At 62.3% G+C, this 22,063-nt stretch carries 10 protein-coding genes; 3 read left to right on the top strand and 7 right to left on the bottom strand.

Features of this window, described 5'->3' with window-relative positions:
* Nucleotides 1-56: 56 nt before the first annotated feature.
* From CRO59_RS10220 to CRO59_RS10210, 3 genes are all read right to left on the bottom strand, one after another.
* Nucleotides 57-1,025: a Gfo/Idh/MocA family protein gene (locus CRO59_RS10220; protein ID WP_097087218.1), complete on the bottom strand. Its 969-nt coding sequence runs from the start codon at nt 1,023-1,025 to the stop codon at nt 57-59.
* 25 nt (nt 1,026-1,050) lie between these two features.
* Nucleotides 1,051-1,938, bottom strand: a complete 888-nt coding sequence (locus tag CRO59_RS10215) for a Dyp-type peroxidase (protein ID WP_097087217.1) — start codon at nt 1,936-1,938, stop codon at nt 1,051-1,053.
* Between the two features lie 229 nt (nt 1,939-2,167).
* Nucleotides 2,168-3,205, bottom strand: a complete 1,038-nt coding sequence (locus CRO59_RS10210) for an AraC family transcriptional regulator (RefSeq protein WP_097087215.1) — start codon at nt 3,203-3,205, stop codon at nt 2,168-2,170.
* Nucleotides 3,206-3,415: 210 nt separating this feature from the next.
* On the opposite strand from CRO59_RS10210, the gene CRO59_RS10205 reads away from it, so the two are divergent.
* The 3 genes from CRO59_RS10205 (at nt 3,416) to CRO59_RS10195 (ending at nt 5,085) form a co-directional block, all read left to right on the top strand.
* Nucleotides 3,416-4,363: a transporter gene (locus tag CRO59_RS10205; protein WP_097087213.1), complete on the top strand. Its 948-nt coding sequence runs from the start codon at nt 3,416-3,418 to the stop codon at nt 4,361-4,363.
* Nucleotides 4,364-4,616: 253 nt separating this feature from the next.
* Nucleotides 4,617-4,811, top strand: a complete 195-nt coding sequence (locus tag CRO59_RS10200; RefSeq protein WP_095136765.1) for a stability determinant — start codon at nt 4,617-4,619, stop codon at nt 4,809-4,811.
* The gene (locus CRO59_RS10195) at nt 4,717-5,085 is read left to right on the top strand and encodes a type II toxin-antitoxin system RelE/ParE family toxin (RefSeq protein ID WP_371917815.1); all 369 of its coding nucleotides are present in this window, start codon (nt 4,717-4,719) and stop codon (nt 5,083-5,085) included. Before CRO59_RS10200 ends, CRO59_RS10195 begins: the two co-directional genes overlap by 95 nt.
* 48 nt (nt 5,086-5,133) lie before the next feature.
* On the opposite strand, the gene CRO59_RS10190 is transcribed toward CRO59_RS10195, so the two are convergent.
* The 4 genes from CRO59_RS10190 to gspE all read right to left on the bottom strand — a co-directional run bounded on the left by CRO59_RS10190 (nt 5,134) and on the right by gspE (nt 22,028).
* On the bottom strand, nt 5,134-17,631 hold the full coding sequence (locus CRO59_RS10190; protein WP_097087210.1) for a filamentous haemagglutinin family protein: 12,498 nt from the start codon (nt 17,629-17,631) through the stop codon (nt 5,134-5,136).
* 204 nt (nt 17,632-17,835) lie between these two features.
* A complete protein-coding gene (locus CRO59_RS10185; protein WP_097087208.1) occupies nt 17,836-18,945 on the bottom strand; it encodes a substrate-binding domain-containing protein in 1,110 nt (369 codons plus the stop codon).
* Nucleotides 18,946-19,410: 465 nt separating this feature from the next.
* A complete protein-coding gene (gene gspF / locus CRO59_RS10180) occupies nt 19,411-20,622 on the bottom strand; it encodes a type II secretion system inner membrane protein GspF (RefSeq protein ID WP_007961842.1) in 1,212 nt (403 codons plus the stop codon).
* Nucleotides 20,622-22,028, bottom strand: coding sequence for a type II secretion system ATPase GspE (gspE, locus tag CRO59_RS10175; RefSeq protein ID WP_097087206.1), 1,407 nt, complete (start codon nt 22,026-22,028; stop codon nt 20,622-20,624). Before gspE ends, gspF begins: the two co-directional genes overlap by 1 nt.
* Nucleotides 22,029-22,063: the final 35 nt, after the last annotated feature.

Below are 22,063 nucleotides of genomic sequence, written 5' to 3'. Positions count from 1 at the left end.
CGCAGCCGATCGGGGATAAATCCCCTCACCACAAGGGTTTGTTTACAGAGGAAAATTCAGGGACGTTTGAGGATCTGGTCCATCACCCAATCGGTCTTCAGGGCTTGCGCGGCGACTGCCGGATGCTGCGAATCACCACGAATATGCGCATTCATGCCCAGCACGTGATGCCACTGAATGTGCTCGTGATGGGGGATCTCCAGGCTGATCTGCTCATCGGCGAACAACTGAACCGGATGCTCGTCAAACACGGAGAACGCGATCCGACCCTGACTGCCGATAATCTCTACCCGATCCTCGCGCCGATCCGCCACAAAGCTCCAGCAACCCATGCCCAGCGCGCCCGAGGCAAACCGCCAACTGGCGCTGACCGCATCTTCCGCCGCATACAACCCGGCTTGCCGGGCGGTGAAACCGGCGACTTCAGCGATGTCGCCGAGCAGGTACTGGAACAGGTCAAAACCATGGCTGGCCAGATCGGCAAAATAGCCGCCGCCGGCCACGCCCGGGTCGGTTCGCCAGTTGGCGCTGCCGTCCAGATCCGGCGCCGACGGTGCCTTGGTCAGCGTCCAGCTCAGATGCCGCACCTCACCGATGCGGCCCTGCGCCAGCCATTGCCGAACCTGGGCAAAGCGCGGCAACGAACGGCGGTAGTAGGAAACGAACAGGTACAGACCGGCGTCAGCAAATGCCTGCTGCATTTCGCGGCTTTGTCCGGCGTTGAGCGCCATCGGTTTCTCGACACAGCAGTGCTTGCCGGCGGCGGCGACTTTCAGGCTGTAGGCGTGGTGGCTGTCGGGTGGCGTGGCGATGTACACCGCGTCCACCTCGGGGTCGTTGATCAGTGCATCGACATCGGTATAAACCCGAGCGATGCCATGGCGCGAGGCGTATTCGGTCACCGCTTCAAGGCGCCGGCCCATCACCGCCACCAACGCCGAACCGGGCGCCTTGTAAAAGGCCGGCCCGCTCTTGCGTTCAGTGACGCTGCCGCAACCGATCATGCCCCAACGCACCACGTCCATGCTCAACTCCCTGTGTTTGAAACACTCAGCCGATGCGCAACGCGCGCAGATCGAGGTGGCCGTCCTTGATGGGCGGGCACCAGTAGTAGCCGCCGGTGATCGGTCGGCTGATGCGATACAGACCGTCAGTGATGCCGTCTTCCAGACCGCTCATACGCCGCAGTTGGGCCTCGAAGGCGTCCAGCGAAAAACCGAAGGCGAGGAACATCAGGCCGGCGCGATCACCGTCGATCCACGGCATCGAACGGCGCACGACGAACGCTTCGGGGGCGAAGCTTTCCTGGGCGGTGCGTTTGACGTGGGCGGAGACTGGCGCGTCGTCGATCTCTTCGTTGTCGCTCAAGCGACGGCCCATGATGTTGTCCTTGTCTTCGGCGGACAGCTTATGGAAACCCTTGAGGTCGTGCTGCCACTGCTGGATCGCGGCGAAGCTGCCACCGACCAGACCATCAGCGCCCTCGCCCAGCAACGCGGCGGCAATCGCGGCGTCATCGTGCGGGTTTTCGGTGCCGTCTTCGTAGCCCGTCAGGTCATGGCCATCCTTGTGGCGGAAGGCTTCCTGCATGTCTACCAGGCGCAGCGCCGGGGCCAGCGCGGCTTCGAAGGCGTGGCAGCGATTGAGCAATTCGCCACGATCGACACCGTGCAGCCAGACCCACAGCGCGTGCTGGGTCGACGGGTTTTCCACGCCGACGCCGCTCATGGCCGGAAAGCTGCGCAGACCGTCGATTTGCACGTTCAGGGCTTTGGTCAGGGATTCACCGAAACCGATCACCGCCGACTTGCCGTCCACCAGATTCATCAGGTTGTCGATCGCCTGCGGCAGTGCTTCAACCGACTTGAGAGCGAAGAACAGATGACGTGCTTGCGCAGGAACAGGGGTGGCGAGAATGCCCGGCTGGTAGTAACTCATGTGAACTCCTTGGGAAAGTGCGCGGGAGTTTACCTGTGGCCGGAGGGTTTGTGGGGTTGAGACGCCAATATCGGAGTTCACAGAGTCCTGTGGTGAGGGGATTCATCCCCGATGGGCAGCGAAGCGGCCCCAACCCTGCAATATCGGACTAATGAAATACCGAGCTTTCAGAATTCGCGACGGCTGCGCCGCCGATCGGGGATAAATCCCCTCGCCACAGTGTTCGTGTTCAGGCAGGAGATGTGTCATGCCGCCACGCACTCGGGCTCATCCCCGTCCAGCGCTTGAACGCCCGGCGAAAACTGCGCACGTCGCTGTAGCCAACTTCTTCAGTGATGCGCTCGATCGGCATGTCCGGATTAGCCAGCAGACTCATGGTCCGCGCCTGGCGCACCTGTTCCAGCAACGCTTCGAAGGTCAGCGCGTGCTCGGTCAAACGGCGGCGCAGGGTGCGGCTGCTCATGTTCAGGTCGCCGGCGATTTTTTCGATATGGCTGCCTCTGCTCAAGTCCCGGGCAATCGCCCGCTCCACTGCTTGAATCAGATCGAGTTTCTGATGTACCTGCGCCGCTTCCAGCTCCAGCAACGCAACCGCCTGACGCAGCGCCAGCGAATGGTGATTGGGCAGGTTGACGTCCAGCCACCGGGCATCGATCAGCATGCGATTGTGCAGACAGCCAAAGCGTACGTCCGGCCCGAGCAAGCGGTGGTATTCGCTCAGATAATCCGGTGCAGCGTGCACAAACTCCACGGCGATCGCCTTGAAATCATGGCCCGCCAAGGCCCGGCCATACACCAGCAGGCTGGTGAAAAACTCTTCGACCGCGAACACCTGCACATCGGCAAACGGCAAGCGACATTCGGCATCGAGGTGCACCTGATCACCCACCACATCGACGCTGGATACCACGATTCCGCCGGAGGTGTGCTGATGGCGAATGCCGAGGGCAAAGGCATCGCGCAAGGTCTTGCACAGCGAAAGCACATGCCCGAGCAGCCCCAGCGTACCCAACACATTCTGCGCGCCGACCCACAGCCCCAGGCCCTGATTGGGCAGCACTTTGAGCGCCCGTTGAATCATCGCCACGGCCTGGCGGTAGGAAATCCGCTGCGCCGGATCCTGCAGATCTTCGAGGGTGAAACCCAGGCCACGGCACAGGCTTTCGGGGTCGACGCCTTTGTTGTGCACGACTTCGGCGAGGGTTTGCAGGAGGAACGGCGAGACCAGCGCCAATTCAAAAGTGGGGTCTTGGACTTTTACGTTCATGGGGGCTGACATTCCGGATCACGCTTGATTGTTATTTTTGTAACCGGTTATGTCGAAAGAAGTTAGCACAGGGTTGGCCGACTGTCCGCAGAAGTCCCCCTAACTGTCCGCCAATACCCTGCCCCGGCGGGCGCCAAGCGCTTATTTCTATGGTGCCGGACGTTCTGCGTACCGGCGCCACGTCCCACCACAATAATAATGAGGACAGCCATGAGCCCGAACCGCGCCCCTTTCCCCTTGCGTCTGGCACTGACCTTGCTCGGTTGCACCGCGTCCCTGCCGGCCCTGGCCACCGAAGCCGGCGTCGACAACATCGGCCCCGGCACCGACGGATTCTTCATGCTGCCGCTGGAAGTCGACAGCCTTCCGCAGAACATGGTCGCGTTCAACCTCTACTACAACCATTACAAGTCGACCAAGCTCAACATCAGCTCGTTGGGCGGCAAGGTGCCGAATGTCGAAATCAAATCCACGGCGGTGATACCGCGTATTGATTACCTGAGCCCGGTGCGCGTGTTCGGCGGACGTCTGGCCGGCTACATCGCCCAGCCCTGGCTCAAGCAGGAAGTCTCGGTATTCGGCCTCAGCGATACCCGCGAAGGCATGGGCGACACCACCATCGCGCCGATCATCCTGTGGGACATGGGCAAGAACCTGACCCTCGGCGCCGCCGTGGAAATCACGGTGCCCACCGGTGAATACAGCGTCGATCGGCTGGCCAATACCAGCAACAATTTCTACACCTACAAGCCGCTGTTCTCGTTCACCTGGCTGCCGACCGACAAGACCGAGGTGTCACTCAAGACCACCTACAGCTTCAACGAAAAGAACAAGGACACCGACTACAAGTCCGGGCAGATCTTCCACTTCGATTACTCGGCCAGCTACAAGATCACCGACGATGTGATGCTCGGCCTTAACGGCTATTACCTCAAGCAGACCACCGACGACAAACAGTACGGCCACACCGTGCAATTCGCCGGGCAGGATGTGGATGACGGCGTGCGCGGCCAGGTATTCGCGATCGGCCCGGCGTTGCATTTCACCTTTCTCAAATACGCCAGCGCGGAGATTCGCTGGGCCAAGGAGTTTGACGTGGAGAACCGGCCAGAGGGGGAAATGTTGTGGGCGAAGGTGAGTATTCCGTATGCGTTCTGAGTGCATTTGTAGGAAGGTGCGCGCGGATTTGTAGGCTGGAAACCTGAAAAATAGAGTGGAGGAATAGGCCTACAACGGCGGTCGAGATTGCCGGACAACGGAGGGAAACGTCCGGCAGACTCCAAAGGGGCGCTTGCAGATACTGGGCTTCGTTATCCCATGGTTCGTCGAGAGCTCATGGGGTACATCGTCTGCCAGTGACGACGATGGGCCATTCCCCCTTAAACTGCTGAGATTGATCACGGAGATCACTATGAGCTTATTACTTTCCCCGTTTTACTCTGACTTCGAATCCGAAGAAGAGGCAGAGAGCTACGATCGCTGGTTTCGTGCCAAGGTACAGGAGGCACTCGATGACCCCAGCCCTGGCATTCCCCATGATGAAGCTATGGCAATGCTTGACCAGATGCTGGAAGAGATGCGCAGGAAGCGCCGCGCTGCTGCTTGAATGGAGCGCTCAAGCTCTGAACGATCTGGCTGACATTATCGATTACGTTGAACAATACAACTCCAACGCTTCCGTGGCTCTACAGCACAAGGTTGGTGCAGCAACGCAAAGGCTTTCATCAATCCCCTATGGTTACCGGGCCGGTCGAGTGCCAGGCACTCGGGAAATGGCGGTCAATCCGAACTATCTGCTGGTCTATCGAGTGAACGGGCGTATCAAAATACTGACGTTAGTCCACACCCGACGACAATACCCACGAACCTCATCAACATAAAAAAAGGGCGGCCAAAAGGCCGCCCGAAGCGTACTACACGAGAGTCTTTTACAATGTCAGCTGCCCGCGTTCCTCCTCAGTCAACTGCTGCTTGGCCTGTTCATCCAGCGCCCCCGCACCCAGCACCTGCACCGGGCTGTTCGGGTTATACCCCGGCGTAGGCGCACGACTGGCACCATCACGGCTCGGCGCCAGTTGTTCGTTGCCGAAACTCAGCACCTGCACGGTGAACACCGACGCCTGGTTCTGCCGCGCCGCTGCCTGCTGCTGACGCGCCACGTCCTCAGCGGCCTGGGTTGCCGAAGACGCCGCCGAACTGGCCGAGGTGATCGCCCCGGTGTTCACCGCCGCCACTACCGGTACGCCACTGGTTTTGCCTTGCACGGCGATGTTGGCCGCGTTGACCACGGTCAGCGCGGCGATGTTGACGTTGCCCGAGACGCGAATGCCCGCCTCGCCCGCATCGATGGTGCCCAGCGGCGCGATCAGGTCGATGTCGCCGGGTGCGACTTCGGCAATCGGGTTGAGTGTGGCGATACCCGCACCGGTGCTCGGCACCGAAGGCGACAGGGTTACATTGCCCCAAGTGTCGTAAACCCGTTTCGGCGGGGTGTAGACCACAGTGGTTTTCGAGCCGCGACCGGCGTTGATGTCGCCCTCGGCCGACCAGCCGAGGATCGAGCCGCCGAAGGTGGTCATTATCCGGCTCTGCCCCAGCAGAATGCTGCCCTGCGAGTAGAGCTGAATGTTGCCCGAACCCTGAGTGATGATCCCGGCGGTGGAAGGTGGTGCTGCGCCTTCGATGCCGAACACCTGACCGCCGCCCGGCGTGAGCATCTGGATATCGCCGCCGAACAGGGTCTTGACCCCGGCACCACCGTAGAGCGTGATGTCGCCGTCGTAGCGGAGTGGATTGCCCGCCACATCGGTGCTCGGGAACAGTGCGGCGATGGCGTTGCGACCGCGCAGATAACTGCCTTTGCGCGGACCGTCAGCGTCGTTGTATTCCAGGCCGCCGGCGCGCAGTTCGGCGAAGTACACCTGCCGCGCAAAGATCGCCTGCTCGGCACTTGGCAGCGCGGCATAGAACGCCTGTGCCTGCTCTGCGTTGCCGCTGAAGCCGTAGCCGAGCGTCAGCCAGCTCTGCAACTCGTCGAGGTAGGTCTTGACCACTTTGCCCGGCTGGCCGTTGAGAGAGGCATTCGGATCAGCAAGGTTTTGCGGGTTCAGGTAACGGGCGATGAACCTTGTGTAATCCGGCCCCTGCGCGCCCACGCCCGCCTGCAATACCACGCTGGCACCAGGCCGCAGATCCCCGGCCACTATCGAGCCGAGACTGGTGATGCTGGCGCGGTTTTCCATCAGGATGTTGCGCCCGGCATTGATATCCAGCGTTCCAGGTCCGGCGATATCGAAGCTGCTGTAGAGAATGTCGCGGCCCGCCGAGACGCGCGATACATCTCGCAGGTCATTGTGGACGAACAGGTTGCCGGTGGAAAAAATGTCCTCCTTGCCGCTACTCATTTCCACTGTCGGCACGGCCGCAGGCTGCCCCAGGGCAGTGCCAGAGGCAACGATGTCGCGTCCGGCGATCATCCACACAGGCCCCGCCGCTTCGTACCAGGTGCGTCTGGAAGTGGAAAAGCTCAACGTTTCGCCACTGCGAATGCCCACCAGGTCCCCCGTCAGCGCATAGAATCGCGCCGGCCCCTGTACGTCGTTCGATCCCGAGTAGGTGTTGGGACCAAAGGCAAACAGCGGATATCGCACGTTGCCCTCTGCCGCCACGCCATCGTCGCTGTAGTTGGTGCGCAGCGGTTTTCCGGCGTTGCTGTTGGTGTAAGCATTGAATGCCGGGTTGAACGGGGTAGCCACGGCCATCGGGCTGGCCCCCGACTGGTTGATCGCATAGCCACCGGCGTAGATAGAGTCACCTGCCAGCAGTTCAAGCTGCCCCGACTTCGACGGCGCCAGAAGCAGTGAGTAACCTTGCAGCGGGTAGTTGTTTACGCCAATGAATGTCGCGGACGGCCCTGCATAGATGGACCCCTGCCCCGCCACCGCGCGCAGAATCGACGGGTAGACAAACCGGCCATCGGTAGGCGAGGTATTGCGTCCCGTGATCAGGCCGTTGCTGGTACTGAACTCGGATATCTGTGTGCCCGGCGTCAAGTTCCCGCCAGCCGAGAACAGATCGATTGCGGTGTGATCCGTCCACAATGAGAAGCCACTGAGGATACCGCCCTGCTCAACGCTTGCGTCGGCCGCCATGATCGGGCTGGCGTTCATCAGACTCACTCGCCCAGGATCCGCGGCACCGCCCAACACCAGATCACCGCGGCTGCTCAGGCTCATGCCCGAGTCACCCGGAATCAGCACCACGCCTCCGGAAGCACTACCGGTGGTCGAGGTAAACGGATCAAGTGCGCGGGTTTCCCGAAGATCATTGAACACGGCGCCGGCGCCGTACTGCAGGTTGATGCCGCCGAGTGCTCCACCCGTCATGTGTGCCGCGCCGCGCAGGTTGATCAGCGCGCCCTGCAGATCATGATTCGGTTGGCCGAAGCCGGTTTCTCCGGCCCGCGCTTGCAGCGAAGGGTTGAGCGTGCCGCCGATACGAATGTCCATGTCACCACCACCGGTCATCTGCACGCTGCCATCGCTGGCGACTCGACCGGTGCTGCCTACCGCGACGATCAGCCCCTGACCTCGCGGGTAGTTAACGGCATCGCCTACCGGTTTGAGCATGCCGGCATCACCACCAGCCCGCAGGCTGATATTGCCACCGCCCAAGGTACCGAAACCGGTGAAACCCACCAGGTAGGGTTCAGTGTTGATCACCCGATCTGAGTTCATTTGGGTGGAATAACTGCCGAAGTTGATCCACCAGGCCGTGGGCACATCCGGGTTTCCCGTGCCTTGACGCCACAGCCAGTTGCCCACTGCCACACTGGCCATCTGCTCGCGGAACCCGCTCGCTGTCGATTGGGCTTTCGTCCCGACCGAATCACCGGAAACCGAGCCACCGGCATTGATTGTCAGGTCGCCCCCCATCTGCGGATACCAGGCCTGATAGAGACTGTCGCTGCCGCCGTCGACCCATTTTTCATAAGCGGCACCGGCCGTACCCAACACCGAATCGTTATCCGAAAGATGCCCGCGCGGCTGGTTATAGAGCGGGTCGATATTCGCTGATTGGGTGCCGGCGGTGTACACGCCGAACGGTGAATCCATGCTCAGATTGCCGGCGGCGATCAGGTCGAGATCACCCGTGCCGGTGCGCAGAACACTGAACATCTGCATATGGGCCTTGGCCGTTTTCCCGGGATTGTTGCCGATGCACAGTTCCGGCTGCAGATCACAAATGAATTGAGCCTCCTCGGGAACCGGTTCGTAGTCCGGCCCCATTCCGCTGCCTGGCGCCCAGACCCAACGGGCCATGGGTACACACAAGTCGGCAATCTGCTGGCAGTACTCGAGCATGTCATCAGGGACCGGCTCGTAGGGCGTAAAGAAGGGATTATCCGGAGCCCAGACCAGCTTGCCCGCCGCCGTGGTGATGTTGACGCCGTAATGACTGTCCGCCAGCCGCAGATTGCCTTCCGGGGTCAGCGGTTTGACCGCACGACTATCGGCCGCAGCCAGATCTGCACCGGCGACCACGCGCATCGACCACGACGCACTGCCCGACGGCAGCATGCTGGCCAGCGCCCAGTTCTTGCCCTGTTGTGTGCCGTTGAACGGGCGCAACTCGATCAGCGAAGTGCCTTCGGCGAGCTTCACATCGGTCATCGACGGAATCAGCGAACCGCGCAACAAGGCCAGCTCGCCCTTTAATTTCACCCCGGAGGAGGTCGTCAGATCGGCATCGTAAACGCTGGGCAACGGCACCCCCTTGGGCCAGTTCATCGCGTGCAGGGCGGTGGCCTTGTTCAAGCGAATGCCGGCCCCCAGGCGTGTGTCGGCAGGCAACGTCACGCTGTCGCTGAGCAGCGTACCGGCGGCATACAGCAGATGACCGTTGCTGTCGTGGATCGCCCCCGCCAGCACGGTGCCGGCGCTGAAGGTATATGCCTCAGCCAACACTGCCTGAGTCGGCAGCAACGTGCCACTGGCCAGTCTCGCGCCCTGAATCGTCACGTCGTAATTGAGCGTCGCGCCCACCGGAAACTGCGTGCCCTCGGCCAGCGTCACTCCGCTGCCCGGCACGATCAGATCGCCGCCGAACGGCTGCACACCGGCAATCAGTTTCCAGCCGGCATCGTCCTGGGTTTCCGGTGGCGGCGCGAAGCCGTCGTTGATGCTGCCGTAAATATCGAGGTTGCCACCGGCGCGAATGACCAGACTACCGGCCTCACCGGAACCGTACACCGACGGATTCAATTGCGTGTGCGGATTGAGGCTGGCATAGCGATAACCTGAAAGGTCCAGATCGCCCTCCACCACCAGATCACCGTCAGCCGTCTTGCTGGCGATCTCCACACCGGGCCGCAAATGGAACGCGTCGGCATACGTGGCGTTATTCAACCCGGCGAGCCTGCGTTGCAGCAGATCGTTGTTGCCCAGTGCGGCGTTGATAAAGTTGTTGCTGTCGCCGTGAATGCGTTCGAGCATGGCTTGATCGATGATTTGATACGGCCGGCCACTGACTGCCTGATCGACACCCTCGCGGGCATCGGTGTAGCGGCGCAAACCGTTGAGGCCGATGGAGCGTGCACCCTGAATGGTCAACGCACCGCTGGCGTCGATGGCGATGTCATTGCTGCCCAGGCGTGGCGCGTTCAGCTCCAGCGTGCCGCGCAGCATTCCATCGTGTTGCCCGGCGAGGAAACCGGGCACGGCATCGGTGCCGTGGCGCAGGTCGATGCGCGCGCCGGTGCCCAGCGTGAGCAAGCCATCACCGGAACTGAGTTCGACCGTGGCGCGGTTCGGCGCATCGATGATCTCGCCGTAGCTGTCGACCCGCAGTACGCGACCATGGGCATCGAGCACGCTGCTGCCAGTCAGCGTCAGGCCATTTTTCGCCGACAGACGAATACTGCCGACACGTTCGCCACTGGCGTCGATCAGACCAGCCACCGTCAGGCTGCCATTGTCCACCGACACATTGACCTCACCGGCCTTGAGACCGTCGCCGATCACCAGGTTGCCTTGCTTGAGTTGCAGGCTGCGACTGCCGAACACCTGCCCGGCGTTCAGGCGCTGGTTGAGCGCGGCAAACTGCTCAGTGGCGTCACCGCCCAGGCGTTGCGCGCGAATGTCCACGCCGCCGGCCTTGTACGGCACCAGCGTGCCGCCAGCGTCGTAATAACCGCTGCTGCCGCCAAGGATCTCGCCTCGCAGATCGACCATCCCGCCCGCATCGGCCAGAGCGACGACGCTGAGGTTACCGGCCTGATTGTTGTTCGCCGACAGATCGATTCGCGAGCCCGCTGCCTGACGGATATTACCGTTGGCGCTGTACAGCGATACGTCGCCGCCCCAGCTGTATTTGCTGACATCGTTGAACGGCAAAGTCCGCCCGGCCAGATCCAGCACGGAATTGCCGCCGAGGGCCAAATCGCCTTCGGATTTCACCGTCAGCTTGCCGCTGGCCAAGGCGATACGGCTGTCGAGCACGACATCGCGGGCTTCAAGATTCAACTCCGCACCCAAAGCATTCGCCACCCCGGTAGCCGCGGCGCCGCTGAGCGTCAGGCTGTTGCCAGCCTTGAGCAGGCTGACCGATGCCGCCTCACCGGTGAGCAACGGCGTACGCAGATTCAGATTGCCGCCGCTGTAGCGGTAACCCGTGAGCGGATCGTAGGCGCCCTGCTCCTGATACACCGCCAGGCTGCCCTTGTGATTGGCGGTGATGCGCTCGCTGGCGCTGAGGTTGACGTTGGCAAAACCCAGCGCCAGACGATTGTTCTGATCCAGACCGCTGGCCTGAGGCATCGGGCCGTAACCCAGCTCGATCCGCTGGGCCTGAATGTCCAGCGTGCCGCTGCCCGTACCGGCGCCACCGGTAATGACGCTGCCGGCGCTTTGCGTCGCGCCGTTCCAGGTCAGGTTGGCCGTGCGGATACTCGCCACATCGTTGGCATTGCCAAGACCGTAGATCGCCGGGGTGACCAGCACCAGGTTCTGCAGTTTGCTCTGACCGGTCTGTGGATCGATCGTGTCGAGGCTGACGCTGCCGTAGAAATTGAAGGCGTCGCGAGTGGTCAGGCTCAGGGTTTCCAGGGCCGGCGCGGCAAACTGCGTATCACCGCGCAGCAAGCGGTCGAGTACGTTCTGGTTGAGCGTGAGGCCGGCGGGCACGCGGCTGCCCGCCCCTGCAAGTGCTTGGGCGCTGCCGGCATTGACCGAGCCGACCGACAGTGCGAGATGACGGGTGCCGAAACGCACCGCTTCACCGAGTTCGAACTGGTTATCCGTAGCGGCCGTGATACTGCCGTTCGAATACAGCAGGGCCGGATTGTTGCACGCACTCGCTGCGCAAGTGCCGATCCGGATGCTGCCCGCGCCGCTGATGCCGCTGGCCGCTTCCGGCGCCAGCACATTGGTCCAGCCGTTGGAAACGACCAACAGGCTGGAACCTTTCGGCTCATAAACGTAACCGGCCAGCGAGTCGTAGGCCACGTTGCCACGCCCCAGCGTATTGATCCCGCCTCCCGCCTCGACCGTGATGCCGCCAAGCGTTGACGTGGTACGCAGCAAAACCTGCGGCGCAGACAGAATCGCCCCTTCACGCAAGACAATACTTTCACTCGCGCCCAGGAAGCCGATGATGTTAGCGGTCGTGTTGTACAAGACATTCGGCATCGCACCGATGGTCAGCCGCCCCGCGTTGAGGCTGTTGAGCGTGTCGGCGTACAGCGACACACCGTTGAAACCCGGTGTCGATGCACGGCCCGCACCCAGTATCTCGAAGCTGCTCCCGGCGTTGCCGCCACGTACCACCGCTGTGCCGGCCATGCCGCCCTCGGCAGCCTCGAACAGCGTGCGCCCGTTGAACTGCAAAGCGATGTCTTGCTTGCCGCCGGCGGCCAAGCGCAGATCCAGTGTCTTGCCGTCCATGGGTGCCAGCGCACGCGGCACACCGCGCCGGGCGGCGTCGCTCTGGATGAATTGAGAGAAACCGGTTTCGTTGTACTGCGAGTAACGACGCAACACATCGGCTGACGTGAGAATCAACTGACTGGCCAGGCTGTCACGCAGGCCGGTATTGGCAATCGACATCTGCCCGCTGCTGGTCCATGAACCATTGCGCAGTGGCAACGCCCCCGTTGTCACGCCGGGTGCTGCCTGACCGTTTACCTCAACCCGGAACGCACCAGGCATCAGGGCAAACGTTGACGGCAACAGTGTGTAAGTACCCGCCGCCAACCCCGGCACACCGGCGCCAATAGTGACCTGCTGGCCGATGCGCGGATCGACTGCACCGGCCTCGGCCAGCATCGGCGCATAGCTGCTCTGGTTGCCGGGCACGATGGCGTAGACCGGATTGGTCGCCAGCCCCGGCAGGCTGAAGGTGCCGTCAGTCGCATTGCGCACCAGCGGGTTGAAACGTGCATCGGTGGAACCCCCGCGACCGGACACGAAACCGGCGCCACGCAGATCGCCACCGCCGGACAGGTCGATGACCGCACCGCTTTGCACATCGGCGAACTGCGTGCCGATCGACACGCCTGATGTTTCGCCGGAGATGCCGTTGAGCACCACGGATTTGCCGTTATAGCGATAGTCGATACCGTCCGTGGTGCCACCGTACGGCATGACCAGACCGGCACCGCTGACCGAAGTCAGACTGCCCGGCAGAAGACGAACCTCGTGAGTGGTGCTGAGCAAATCGTCACCCAATACGATCTTGCCCAGCGGTGCACGCAAGACACCGCCCTGTTCGATGTACGCGGCGGAAAAAATCAGCTTTCCGAATGCCGAGTACGGCACCGCAGTCGGTGCCGCGCCGTGGCCGCTGATCCGCAAGGTGTGTTCGGAAACCGGGACCGCGCCCTGATAACCGGCACGCACCTCAGCTTGAACGCCGGTGGCGGGATAGATCTGCGCCGCACCGAGGTTCAAGTCGCCCGGCGTCCACAGCCTGGTTTTCTCCGCGCCATCATTCGGCGCGAGGAAGCGCAGGTCGCCGCTGCTGTCGAGGCTCACCAGACCGAAAGCCCGACGGCTGTATTCAACGGCCGGCGCCGGCCATTGCAGGATCGAACCCTGCACCCCGAACGACAGGCCATTGCTCACATCCAACAGGTTCGCGCTGGCATTGAACGTCGCGTCGGACAACCGGGTCGTCGGGCCAGGGAGCAGTCGTGGGCGCATCATGCTGAAGCCGGCAAAGTAGGTGCCCACACCCGACAGGCGCAGGTACGGAGCACTCAAGTCGATCCGTGCCGTGCCTTTGGAATTCTCGGCGAGAGACAGAGCTGCGGCGAAGAGACTGAGGCTCTGATTCATGCGCAGATTGACGTCACCGTCAAACGACAACAGACCGTTGCTCAGCAGGCTGAGATTGTCGAAACCGCCCGTCATCAAGCCATCGGCACTCAGACGGGCTTGACCGTAACGCAAGCCATCGGCGCCTTCGCCGGGTTGCAGGTTCGCGGGCAGCAGCTCGTTTTCTGCCGCTTGACCAATGATCATTTCCCTCGGCGAGCGCACCGCGTTGCTCGCCGAATCGGAATACAACGGCGTCTCCAGCGCCAGTTCCAGACGACCACCGGCCGCCCCGACGCCACCCGCCGCCGCACGCAAGTTGCCTTCAACGAAAAGACCGTTATAGGAACTCAAACTGATGCGCCCGCCGTCCGTTGCGATACGAGTCGGGCCTTGACCGGCGATATCCAGAACGGCCTCGGTGCCCGAGGCATCCAGCCGCGCGCCCGGACGTACAATCACGTAGGCATCGGCAGCCGTGGCGGTTGCCAGCTTCGCATCGATCTCGCCGCCGATGATGAGGCTGCCGCCCTTGCCGACCTGCCCGTAAGTGCGGCCCAGGGTGTCGGTCGCCGTATTCGCACGCCCGGAGACATCCAGCACGGCCTGCTCGCCGATCCAGATCGAGCGGTCATGTGCGCTCGGATCAGCCGTTTGAATCGAAGTGGCCGGCTGGATCGAGCCGAATTGTTGCTGACGAATATCGATCGTGCCGCCCCAGGCATTCAGTTCACCGTCGACAGTGATCTGCCCGGCACCGCGCAGCTTGATGCTCTGCCCCGGGTCGACACTGATGCGCGAGCCACGGCCCAGGGTCAGCGAGCTGTTGGCTGCGTCTATCAGCCCGACCAGCGTCGCGCCACCTTGCAAGGTCAGGCTGGCGCCGGCGCGTTGGGTCAGCACGCCCTTGGTCGGGTTTTCCTGGAACAGCGTCGGTGACCACAGTTCCAGCGCCGTTCGCGGATCGGCGCCACTGACCTGGTTGGGTGCCGCATCACCGAAACGGTACACCGGCAGGGTCACATCAATCGCGGCGCCTTCGGCAACGTCGAGCCCGTTGAGACCGATCAGGTTGTAGGCGGAGAACCCCTTGCCGAACAGGTCAGTGGACAGTTGCAGGGTATTGTCTGCCAGGGCTTTATCCGTCTGGCCGACGAGAATCCTGTTGGCCTGCACCGTCAAGGTGCCGCCGCCCGTGACGCCGTAACCGCGCAGTTCGCCATTGAGGTTCAGATGCGATGTGCCCGGCGCGGAAATGGCACTGGACTCCAGCGTCAGATCACCGCCCTTGCCGCCCCGGGTCTTGCCATTGGCGAGTATGGCGCCACCGGAAGAAACGTCGAGCAGGCTGCCGGCAGCGACGTCGATATCACCGCTGCTGCGGATCGATATCAGGCCACCGTTCAGATACGCGAGGCTGGCGTTATCGTCCGGGTTGGTGCGCAGGTTGCTCCACAGCCCTCGGGTGTCGAGATGCACGCCCTCGACGATGCGGGTTTGCGTGGTTTTGTCGGCTTGGGCCGCCAGGCGAGTGTCGGTGTTTGCGCCACCATTGAACTGATTGAGTACGTTGCCCAGACGCAGACTGCCACCGCGAGCGGTCAGGTCGGCGCCGATCTGAACATCCGGGGAATACAGGGTGATGTCGCCACCGTTATCGACCGTCAGCGCACCGTCAACGGCGATCTGATCCTTGGCCGAAACCTTGAGTGCACCGAGGCGGAATCCGTTGAGCTGATCGTTATCGAGATACAGCTTGCCTTTGCGGGCATCGGACACCACGCCGGTCAAGTCCGGATCGTTGCTAGCGACCGGACGCGCGCCACCGATCTGCACCTGATCGAGCAATGGATCGAGGGTGTAGAGCAGGCCATTCGACGCCGCGACGAAGGTCGGGTCATAACTGCCGACGATCAATTGCGCCCGCCGGGCCAGCGCGGTCTGGCTCTGCTCATAGCCATCGAGCACCGGTTTCGGCGCCTGATTCTGCCGTTCGCCCTCATACACCTCGCCGATCATTTGCCCGTCGAGCACGGCGTTGGCCGTGGCGATCACCAGTTGTCCGGCATCGCGGCCCACGGTGTAACCCGACTCGAAACGCGAGCGCGGGGCAATCAGCGGGCTGTAGTAATAACTGGTCTGGCCCCAGCGTTGGCTGCTGTCTTCATAGCCTTTGTACAGGCCGCTGTAGAGCAGGTCCCCCGGCGCGCGCGACACTTCATACAACTTGCCGTCGGCGCCACGCAGCCAGCTCTGGCGGATCTCGCCGCTCTGCACATCCAGAGTGCCGCCGGACAGGTTGATCAACGAACCTTTTTCCGTGACCACGTCGTTGCCGGCAAAACTCACCGTGCCGCCCTGAGCCATCCATTCGCCGACGCTGTGGCCCTGAGTGCCGAGATAACCACCGACTTCCAACAGGCCACCGGCGGTGTACCAGCGATCCGTGGCGTAGCCGTTGGTGCCGGCCGGTACATACACCAGATCGCGCACATCGACCCAGATGTCATTGCTGTTGAGCGCGCCCTTCTCGCGGTTGACCGAGGCATCGCGCTGCTCGTTGCCTTGCACGTTGATCTTGATGCTGTTGTTTTCCATTGCCACTTTGACGCCGAGGGCACCGGATACATCGATCATCGCGCCGTCGCGCACCAGGCTGCGGCGTTGTGCGCTGACCGCGACCTGGCCGCCGGTGGCCAGGGTGATCGAGCCGTTCTGGAACTCGACACTGCCGCCGCTCTGAATCTCGACGCGTGACTGATCGCCACGGATCCGGTTGTTGGCCGTGACGCCCGTCAGCGCGGCCTGATGCTGGCTGTCGAGGGCGGTCAGGTCACTGCTGTCGAGCATGATGGCCGTGGCACTGCCCTGTCCCAGCGTCACGCTGTCGTTAGCATCGGTGCTCGGGTTGGAGAGGTGAATCGTGCCCCGCGTCGCCACTGACGTGCTGGCGAGCAATACGCCGTTTTGCACTACTTCGTGACCAGTCAGAGTGATGTCGCCGGTGGCAGACTGGATCAGTCCGTTGTTAGTGACTTTGCCCGCAACGGCACCGGCCTTGAAGCCCGGAATGACTTCGCTGCCGAATGTGGTGGACAGCGCATTGCCTTCGGTGCCCGAGCCTTTGCGGATGTAGAAACGGTCGCCGGCGGCCAATACGGTCTGGCCCTTGGCGGAGTTGATGCTGCCGTCGTTCTGCACTTCGCTGCCGAGCAGCAAGGCATAACCACCGGCAGCGGTAGACGATGCCGGCTTGTGGGTGTCGATGGAGGCACCGCGTTCCACCAACACCTTGCCGGCGGCATCGGTGAAGGTCGGCTGGGTGCCGGTGCTGTCGAAATACAGACCCCGATCACGGAACTGGATATCGGTGATGTTGGCGGCAGCGGCCACCAGGTTGCGCACGTTGACCTGACTGCTGCCGCTGAACACGATGCCGTTGCGGTTGATCAGCATCACCGTGCCGTCGGCCTTGACCTGGCCCTGGATCTGGCTGGCCCGGGCATTCGGGTCGTTGACCCGGTTGAGCACTGCCCAGTTCGACTGCTGGGCGAATTCAACGGTGGTGTTGCGGCCGACGTTGAAGGTTTCCCAGTTGAGGATCGCCTTGTCGGCGGTCTGCTCGATCTTCACCGTGGTCTTGCCGTCGACTTGAGTCTGTTGCGGGCCCTTGGCGTTCTGCCAACCCTGGGTCAGGCTGTTATCGACTTTCAAAGCGCCCTCGCCCAGACCGTCCGGCACAACCTGCACCGTGCCCAACGCGGCAGCGCGTCCGGCCGCCTGCGCCGCTTGTTGTGCGGCAATCGCGGCAACCGTGTTGTTCAGGGTCTGAATCGAGCGCTGCAACTGCGCATTGGCTTTTTGCTGCTGGGCCAGCGGTGGTGTCATCCCCGGCAAGCCACCCACGCTCGGACGCGCCGCCGCGGCCTGTTGGGCTGCGCCCTTTGCCGCAAACCATCCCGAACTGAACGCCGTCTGCGCCTGCGCACTGCCCGCCACCAGACACAACGCCACCGCGTGCGCCAATGGCTTGAGCAGCCACAGCGCCGGCTCCACGGCATCACGCTGGAAGGACTGAACGTGGGTACGACGACGGGATGGGCGAGCGAGCATCACTACGAGATCCTTTTTTGATTGCCACACTTTGGTAGCCAAAGATGCCGCAGGCCTGCAAAAACCTGCTGTTACGACATAGGCCGTTGGCGAGAGGCGCGACCGAACGGATGTCACACAAACTTCATGTTCGGCGTGTATCCGAGCCAAAAAAAATGACGGCAACCCGAAGGTTGCCGTCATCGGCGTTACGACCGCGCGAGCTTACAAAGGACGACCGATAGCGTTGCAGACGCTGGCGTTGTTGATGTCCAGGTTGTTGCCCGAGGTGTTGGTGATGAAGTTGGCGGTCACAGCGGTTTTCCAGGCATTAGGCACGGCGACGAACTTGTGGGCCTGGGTCGCAGTGTTGTTGCCCGGGTTGCTGTAGTGCTGGGTCAGGAAGGCTTTGACGTCCGCGGCCACGGCTGCATCCTTGTAGCACTGACCGAAGATGAAGTTGGTGTAGGCAGCCAGTTTGTAACCCGAAGCCGGATTAGCAACCACTGGCGACCACTTGGACGGATCGGCAGCATCGATAGCATTCGCCGGAGGATTGACCGACGATAGCGCCAGCGTCACGTTGAGCGCAGTCGGCTGAACACCGTTGACGCGAGCAACAACAGCGTTGCTGGTGGCATCGACGCCGTCCGGACCTACATAACCGATGGAACCGTCAACCGCGTTCACGGCAGTGGCAACTTCGGAAGTGTTGGCGACGCCAACCCAGTTCGAAGGCAGAGCGATGCCGCCGATACGAGCGCTGGTGAAGGTGGAGTTGGTCGCAAACTGAGTCGGGCAGACCGAGTTCAGGTGACGAGTCAGGATTTCCGAAGTGCCGCTGGAAACGTTGCGATAAACAACGCGGATCGTGGTCGCGTCGGAAGTACCCAGCAGAGCACCCCAGGTGGTTTTCTGGCCCGAGAACACTTCGCACAGCTGAGCGCTGGTCAGGTTCAGCGCGGTCTGGCCGGCTTTTTTGTACGGGATGGCAACCGAAGTGGCCACCGACGGCAGTTGAATCAACGGGCCGTACGAAGCGTTGTAAGTGTTCTTGTAGGTGCTGAGTTCCGAAGCGCTGAGGATCGAGTCGCTACCGGCGAAATGCACGGTGCCGGTGGTGCTGAAACCGGCCGGATTGTTGGTCAGGAAAGCGGTCTTGCCGGCCCCGCTACCCACGGCGGCGTAGCTGAAGCTGGCAGGCAGGATGCTGTCGGCAGAACCTTTGTACAGAGCGGCTGGCAGAGTGGCGCCACCACCGGTAACGGCCATGGCTTGAGCGGAAGCCAGAGCGGCGACGGTCAGGGAAGCGGCGATCAGAGTGCGCTTGAACATGAAGAATCTCCTTTTCAACGATGGTTGTGAACACAGGTTTTCAGGGGTCTTGCATGACACTGGGAAGACTCACCGCTGACCTTCGCAAGCGGGGTCCGTGGTTAAGTCGCACTGAGAAATTCGCAGTTTCCGGTGACAGATAAAGGAAAAAACCTCGGGAGCTGCGCGCTGATTTTCCGACGGTTTTCTCGGGTGTTTGCGGGGGATTGCGAGGTGTCTGGATCGTGGGTTTGGCTGAAACTGGCTGCAGCCGTTGCGGGGTGGTTGCAGATGACAGAAAGGAGAACCCGAGGATGGGGGGAATCAGGGTCGGGTGAGTATCAGGCTGAAGGGAAAATATTTGAATTTTTTGCTGTTTCGGCCGGCGTCATCGCGAGCAGGCTCACTCCTACAAATTGAAATGCATTACACCTGTAGGAGTGAGCCTGCTCGCGATGACGCCAGACCAGACACCCGAAAAATCAGCTACTGCACCAACTGATTGATCTCAATGATCGGCAACAACACCGCCATCACGATCACCAGCACCACCCCTCCCATCACCACGATCATCAGCGGTTCGAGCAACGCGGTCATGCCCATCGCCCGCCGTTCGATATCGCGGGACAGGGTCTGCGCCGCCCGCTCAAGCATCGGCGGCAGTGCGCCGGTTTTCTCGCCGCTGGCGATCAGGTGAATCAGCACCGGCGGAAACACGTTTTCCACCCGCAGCGCCGCCGCGAGGTTGACCCCTTCGCGAACCTTGGCCGTGGCGTCGCTGACACTCAGGCTGAGCCGATCATTGGATAGCGTCTGCCGCGCCGCCTCCAGCGCCCGTAGCAACGGCACCCCGGCACCGCCGAGAATCGCCAGGGTCGAGGCGAAACGTGCGGTGTTCAGGCCCAAGACGAACCGCCCGATCAGCGGCAACTTCAGCACCCGATGATGCCAACTCAAACGTGCCGCCGGATTGCGCAGATACAGGCGCCAGCTCCAGAAAACACCGGCGATCAGCGCCGCACACAACCAGCCCCACGCCCGAATGAAATCACTGGCGGTGAGCATCGCCAAGGTCAGCCCCGGCAGATCCTGCCGCGCCTGGGAAAACGCACTGACCACCTGCGGCACCACGTAACTCAGCAGAAAAATCACAATGCCGATCGACACCAGCCCGACCACACCCGGATAGATAAACGCGGTAAGGATCTTGCCGCGCAGGTTATTGCGCTCCTCGATGTAATCCGCCAGCCGCTCCATCACCTGCGCCAGATCGCCGGACTCCTCGCCCGCAGCGATCAACGCGCGGTAGATCTCCGGAAAATCCCGTGGTCGCGCGGCCAATGACTCGGCCAGACGCATACCACTACGCACATCGGCGCGCACCGCACTGAGGGTGTGGGCGATGTGTTTTTTCTCGGCCTGCTCCACCGTCGCGCTGAGCGCCGCTTCCAACGGCAGGCTGGCACCGAGCAGGCTCGCCAGTTGCCGGGTGGCCCAAGCCAGATCGTTATCCGACATACGCGCACTGAACAGACCGCCGCCGCCATGCTGGGCGACGTTGCTCTCCTTGTGCACCGACAACGCGGTCAACCCACGGCTGCGCAACACGCCGAACGCCGCGCCCTGACTGTCTGCTTCCAGATGCCCGGACTCGATCTTGCCGGTAGCGTCGGCGGCTTCAAAACGATAGCGATTCATCAGGCGTCCCGGGTCACACGGAGGATTTCTTCAGGCGCGGTGGCGCCGCTGCGAATCCAGCGCTCGCCGTCCTCGCGCAGGCTGAACATACCGGCCTTGGCCGCCGCCGCACGCAAGGCCTGCTCCCCTGCCCCCTGGTGAATCAGGGTGCGGATGTCGTCGTCGATGCAGAACAATTCGTGGATGCCGGTGCGACCGCTGTAGCCGGTGTGGTTGCATGCGGCGCAGCCCACTGGTCGCCAGGTGCCCGGCGCTGCCGGGTCTTGCTGTTTGCACTGATTGCACAGGCGTCGCACCAAGCGTTGCGCCAGAACGCCGAGCATCGACGACGCGAGCAAGAACGGCTCGACGCCCATGTCGATCAAGCGGTTGACCGCCGACACCGCGTCGTTGGTGTGCAGCGTCGCCAGCACCAGGTGCCCGGTGAGCGAAGCCTGCACGGCGATTTGGGCGGTTTCCAGGTCGCGGATTTCGCCGATCATGATGATGTCCGGGTCTTGCCGCAGGATCGCCCGCAATGCCAGGGCGAAGGTCATGTCGATCTTGGCGTTGACCTGAATCTGGCTGATCCCCGGCAGGTCGTATTCCACCGGGTCTTCGACGGTGAGGATGTTGCTGGTGCTGGCATCGAGGCGTGCCAGCGCGGCGTAGAGGCTGGTGGTCTTGCCGCTGCCGGTCGGGCCGGTGACCAACACGATGCCGTGGGGCTGGCGGATCAGGTGATCGAGTTTGGCCAGCACCTGCGCGTCCATGCCCAAGGTTTCCAGATGCAGGCGCCCGGCCTGTTTGTCGAGCAAGCGCATCACCACGCGCTCGCCATGCCCGGTGGGCACGGTCGACACGCGAATATCGATCGGCCGCCCGGCTACACGCAAGGCGATGCGGCCGTCCTGCGGCAGGCGTTTTTCGGCGATATCGAGCTGTGCCATGATCTTGATCCGCGACACCAGCGCACCGTGCAGCGCCTTGCGCGGCGAAACCACGTCGCGCAGGGTGCCGTCGACCCGGTAGCGCACCACCGAATGGGTTTCGAACGGTTCGATGTGAATGTCGCTGGCCTCATCGCGTGCGGCCTGGGTGAGCAAGGCGTTGATCATGCGGATTACCGGCGCACCGTCCTGGGTGTCGAGCAGGTCGGTGATTTCCGGCATGTCCTGCATCAGCCGGTCGAGGTCGACTTCGTTTTCTGCCGCACCGACCACAGCGGCGGCGCTGCCGGTGTCGGCGTAGGCCGTGGCGAGCAGGCCGTCGAGTTCATCGTCGCGCACGCGCTTGAGCGACGTCTCACCGAACTGCCGCCGCACCTCGCTGATCGACCAGCCGGGAGTCGATGGGCACACGGTCAGCACGCCGTCGCACAGCAGAATGCGCTGGGCCTTGGCCCAGGCGTAGGGAAGTGAACTCATCTCAAAACCTTCCCAACTCTCGGGTCTGAACATGT

Origin of the sequence: Pseudomonas sp. LAMO17WK12:I5 (genome assembly GCF_900215165.1) — a bacterium.
In the GTDB taxonomy this organism is placed as follows: Bacteria; Pseudomonadota; Gammaproteobacteria; order Pseudomonadales; family Pseudomonadaceae; genus Aquipseudomonas; species Aquipseudomonas putida_A.
Note: the sequence above shows the minus strand (reverse complement) of the source record. Positions and strands in the feature narration are given on the sequence as shown.

Excerpts from the sequence above, each read along its gene's own strand:
- CRO59_RS10220 (WP_097087218.1), bottom strand. The coding sequence starts at position 1,025 with ATGGACGTGGTGCGTTGGGGCATGATCGGTTGCGGCAGCGTCACTGAA.
- CRO59_RS10215 (WP_097087217.1), bottom strand. The coding sequence starts at position 1,938 with ATGAGTTACTACCAGCCGGGCATTCTCGCCACCCCTGTTCCTGCGCAA.
- CRO59_RS10210 (WP_097087215.1), bottom strand. The coding sequence starts at position 3,205 with ATGAACGTAAAAGTCCAAGACCCCACTTTTGAATTGGCGCTGGTCTCG.
- CRO59_RS10205 (WP_097087213.1), top strand. The coding sequence starts at position 3,416 with ATGAGCCCGAACCGCGCCCCTTTCCCCTTGCGTCTGGCACTGACCTTG.
- CRO59_RS10200 (WP_095136765.1), top strand. The coding sequence starts at position 4,617 with ATGAGCTTATTACTTTCCCCGTTTTACTCTGACTTCGAATCCGAAGAA.
- CRO59_RS10195 (WP_371917815.1), top strand. The coding sequence starts at position 4,717 with ATGACCCCAGCCCTGGCATTCCCCATGATGAAGCTATGGCAATGCTTG.
- CRO59_RS10190 (WP_097087210.1), bottom strand. The coding sequence starts at position 17,631 with ATGCTCGCTCGCCCATCCCGTCGTCGTACCCACGTTCAGTCCTTCCAG.
- CRO59_RS10185 (WP_097087208.1), bottom strand. The coding sequence starts at position 18,945 with ATGTTCAAGCGCACTCTGATCGCCGCTTCCCTGACCGTCGCCGCTCTG.
- gspF (WP_007961842.1), bottom strand. The coding sequence starts at position 20,622 with ATGAATCGCTATCGTTTTGAAGCCGCCGACGCTACCGGCAAGATCGAG.
- gspE (WP_097087206.1), bottom strand. The coding sequence starts at position 22,028 with ATGAGTTCACTTCCCTACGCCTGGGCCAAGGCCCAGCGCATTCTGCTG.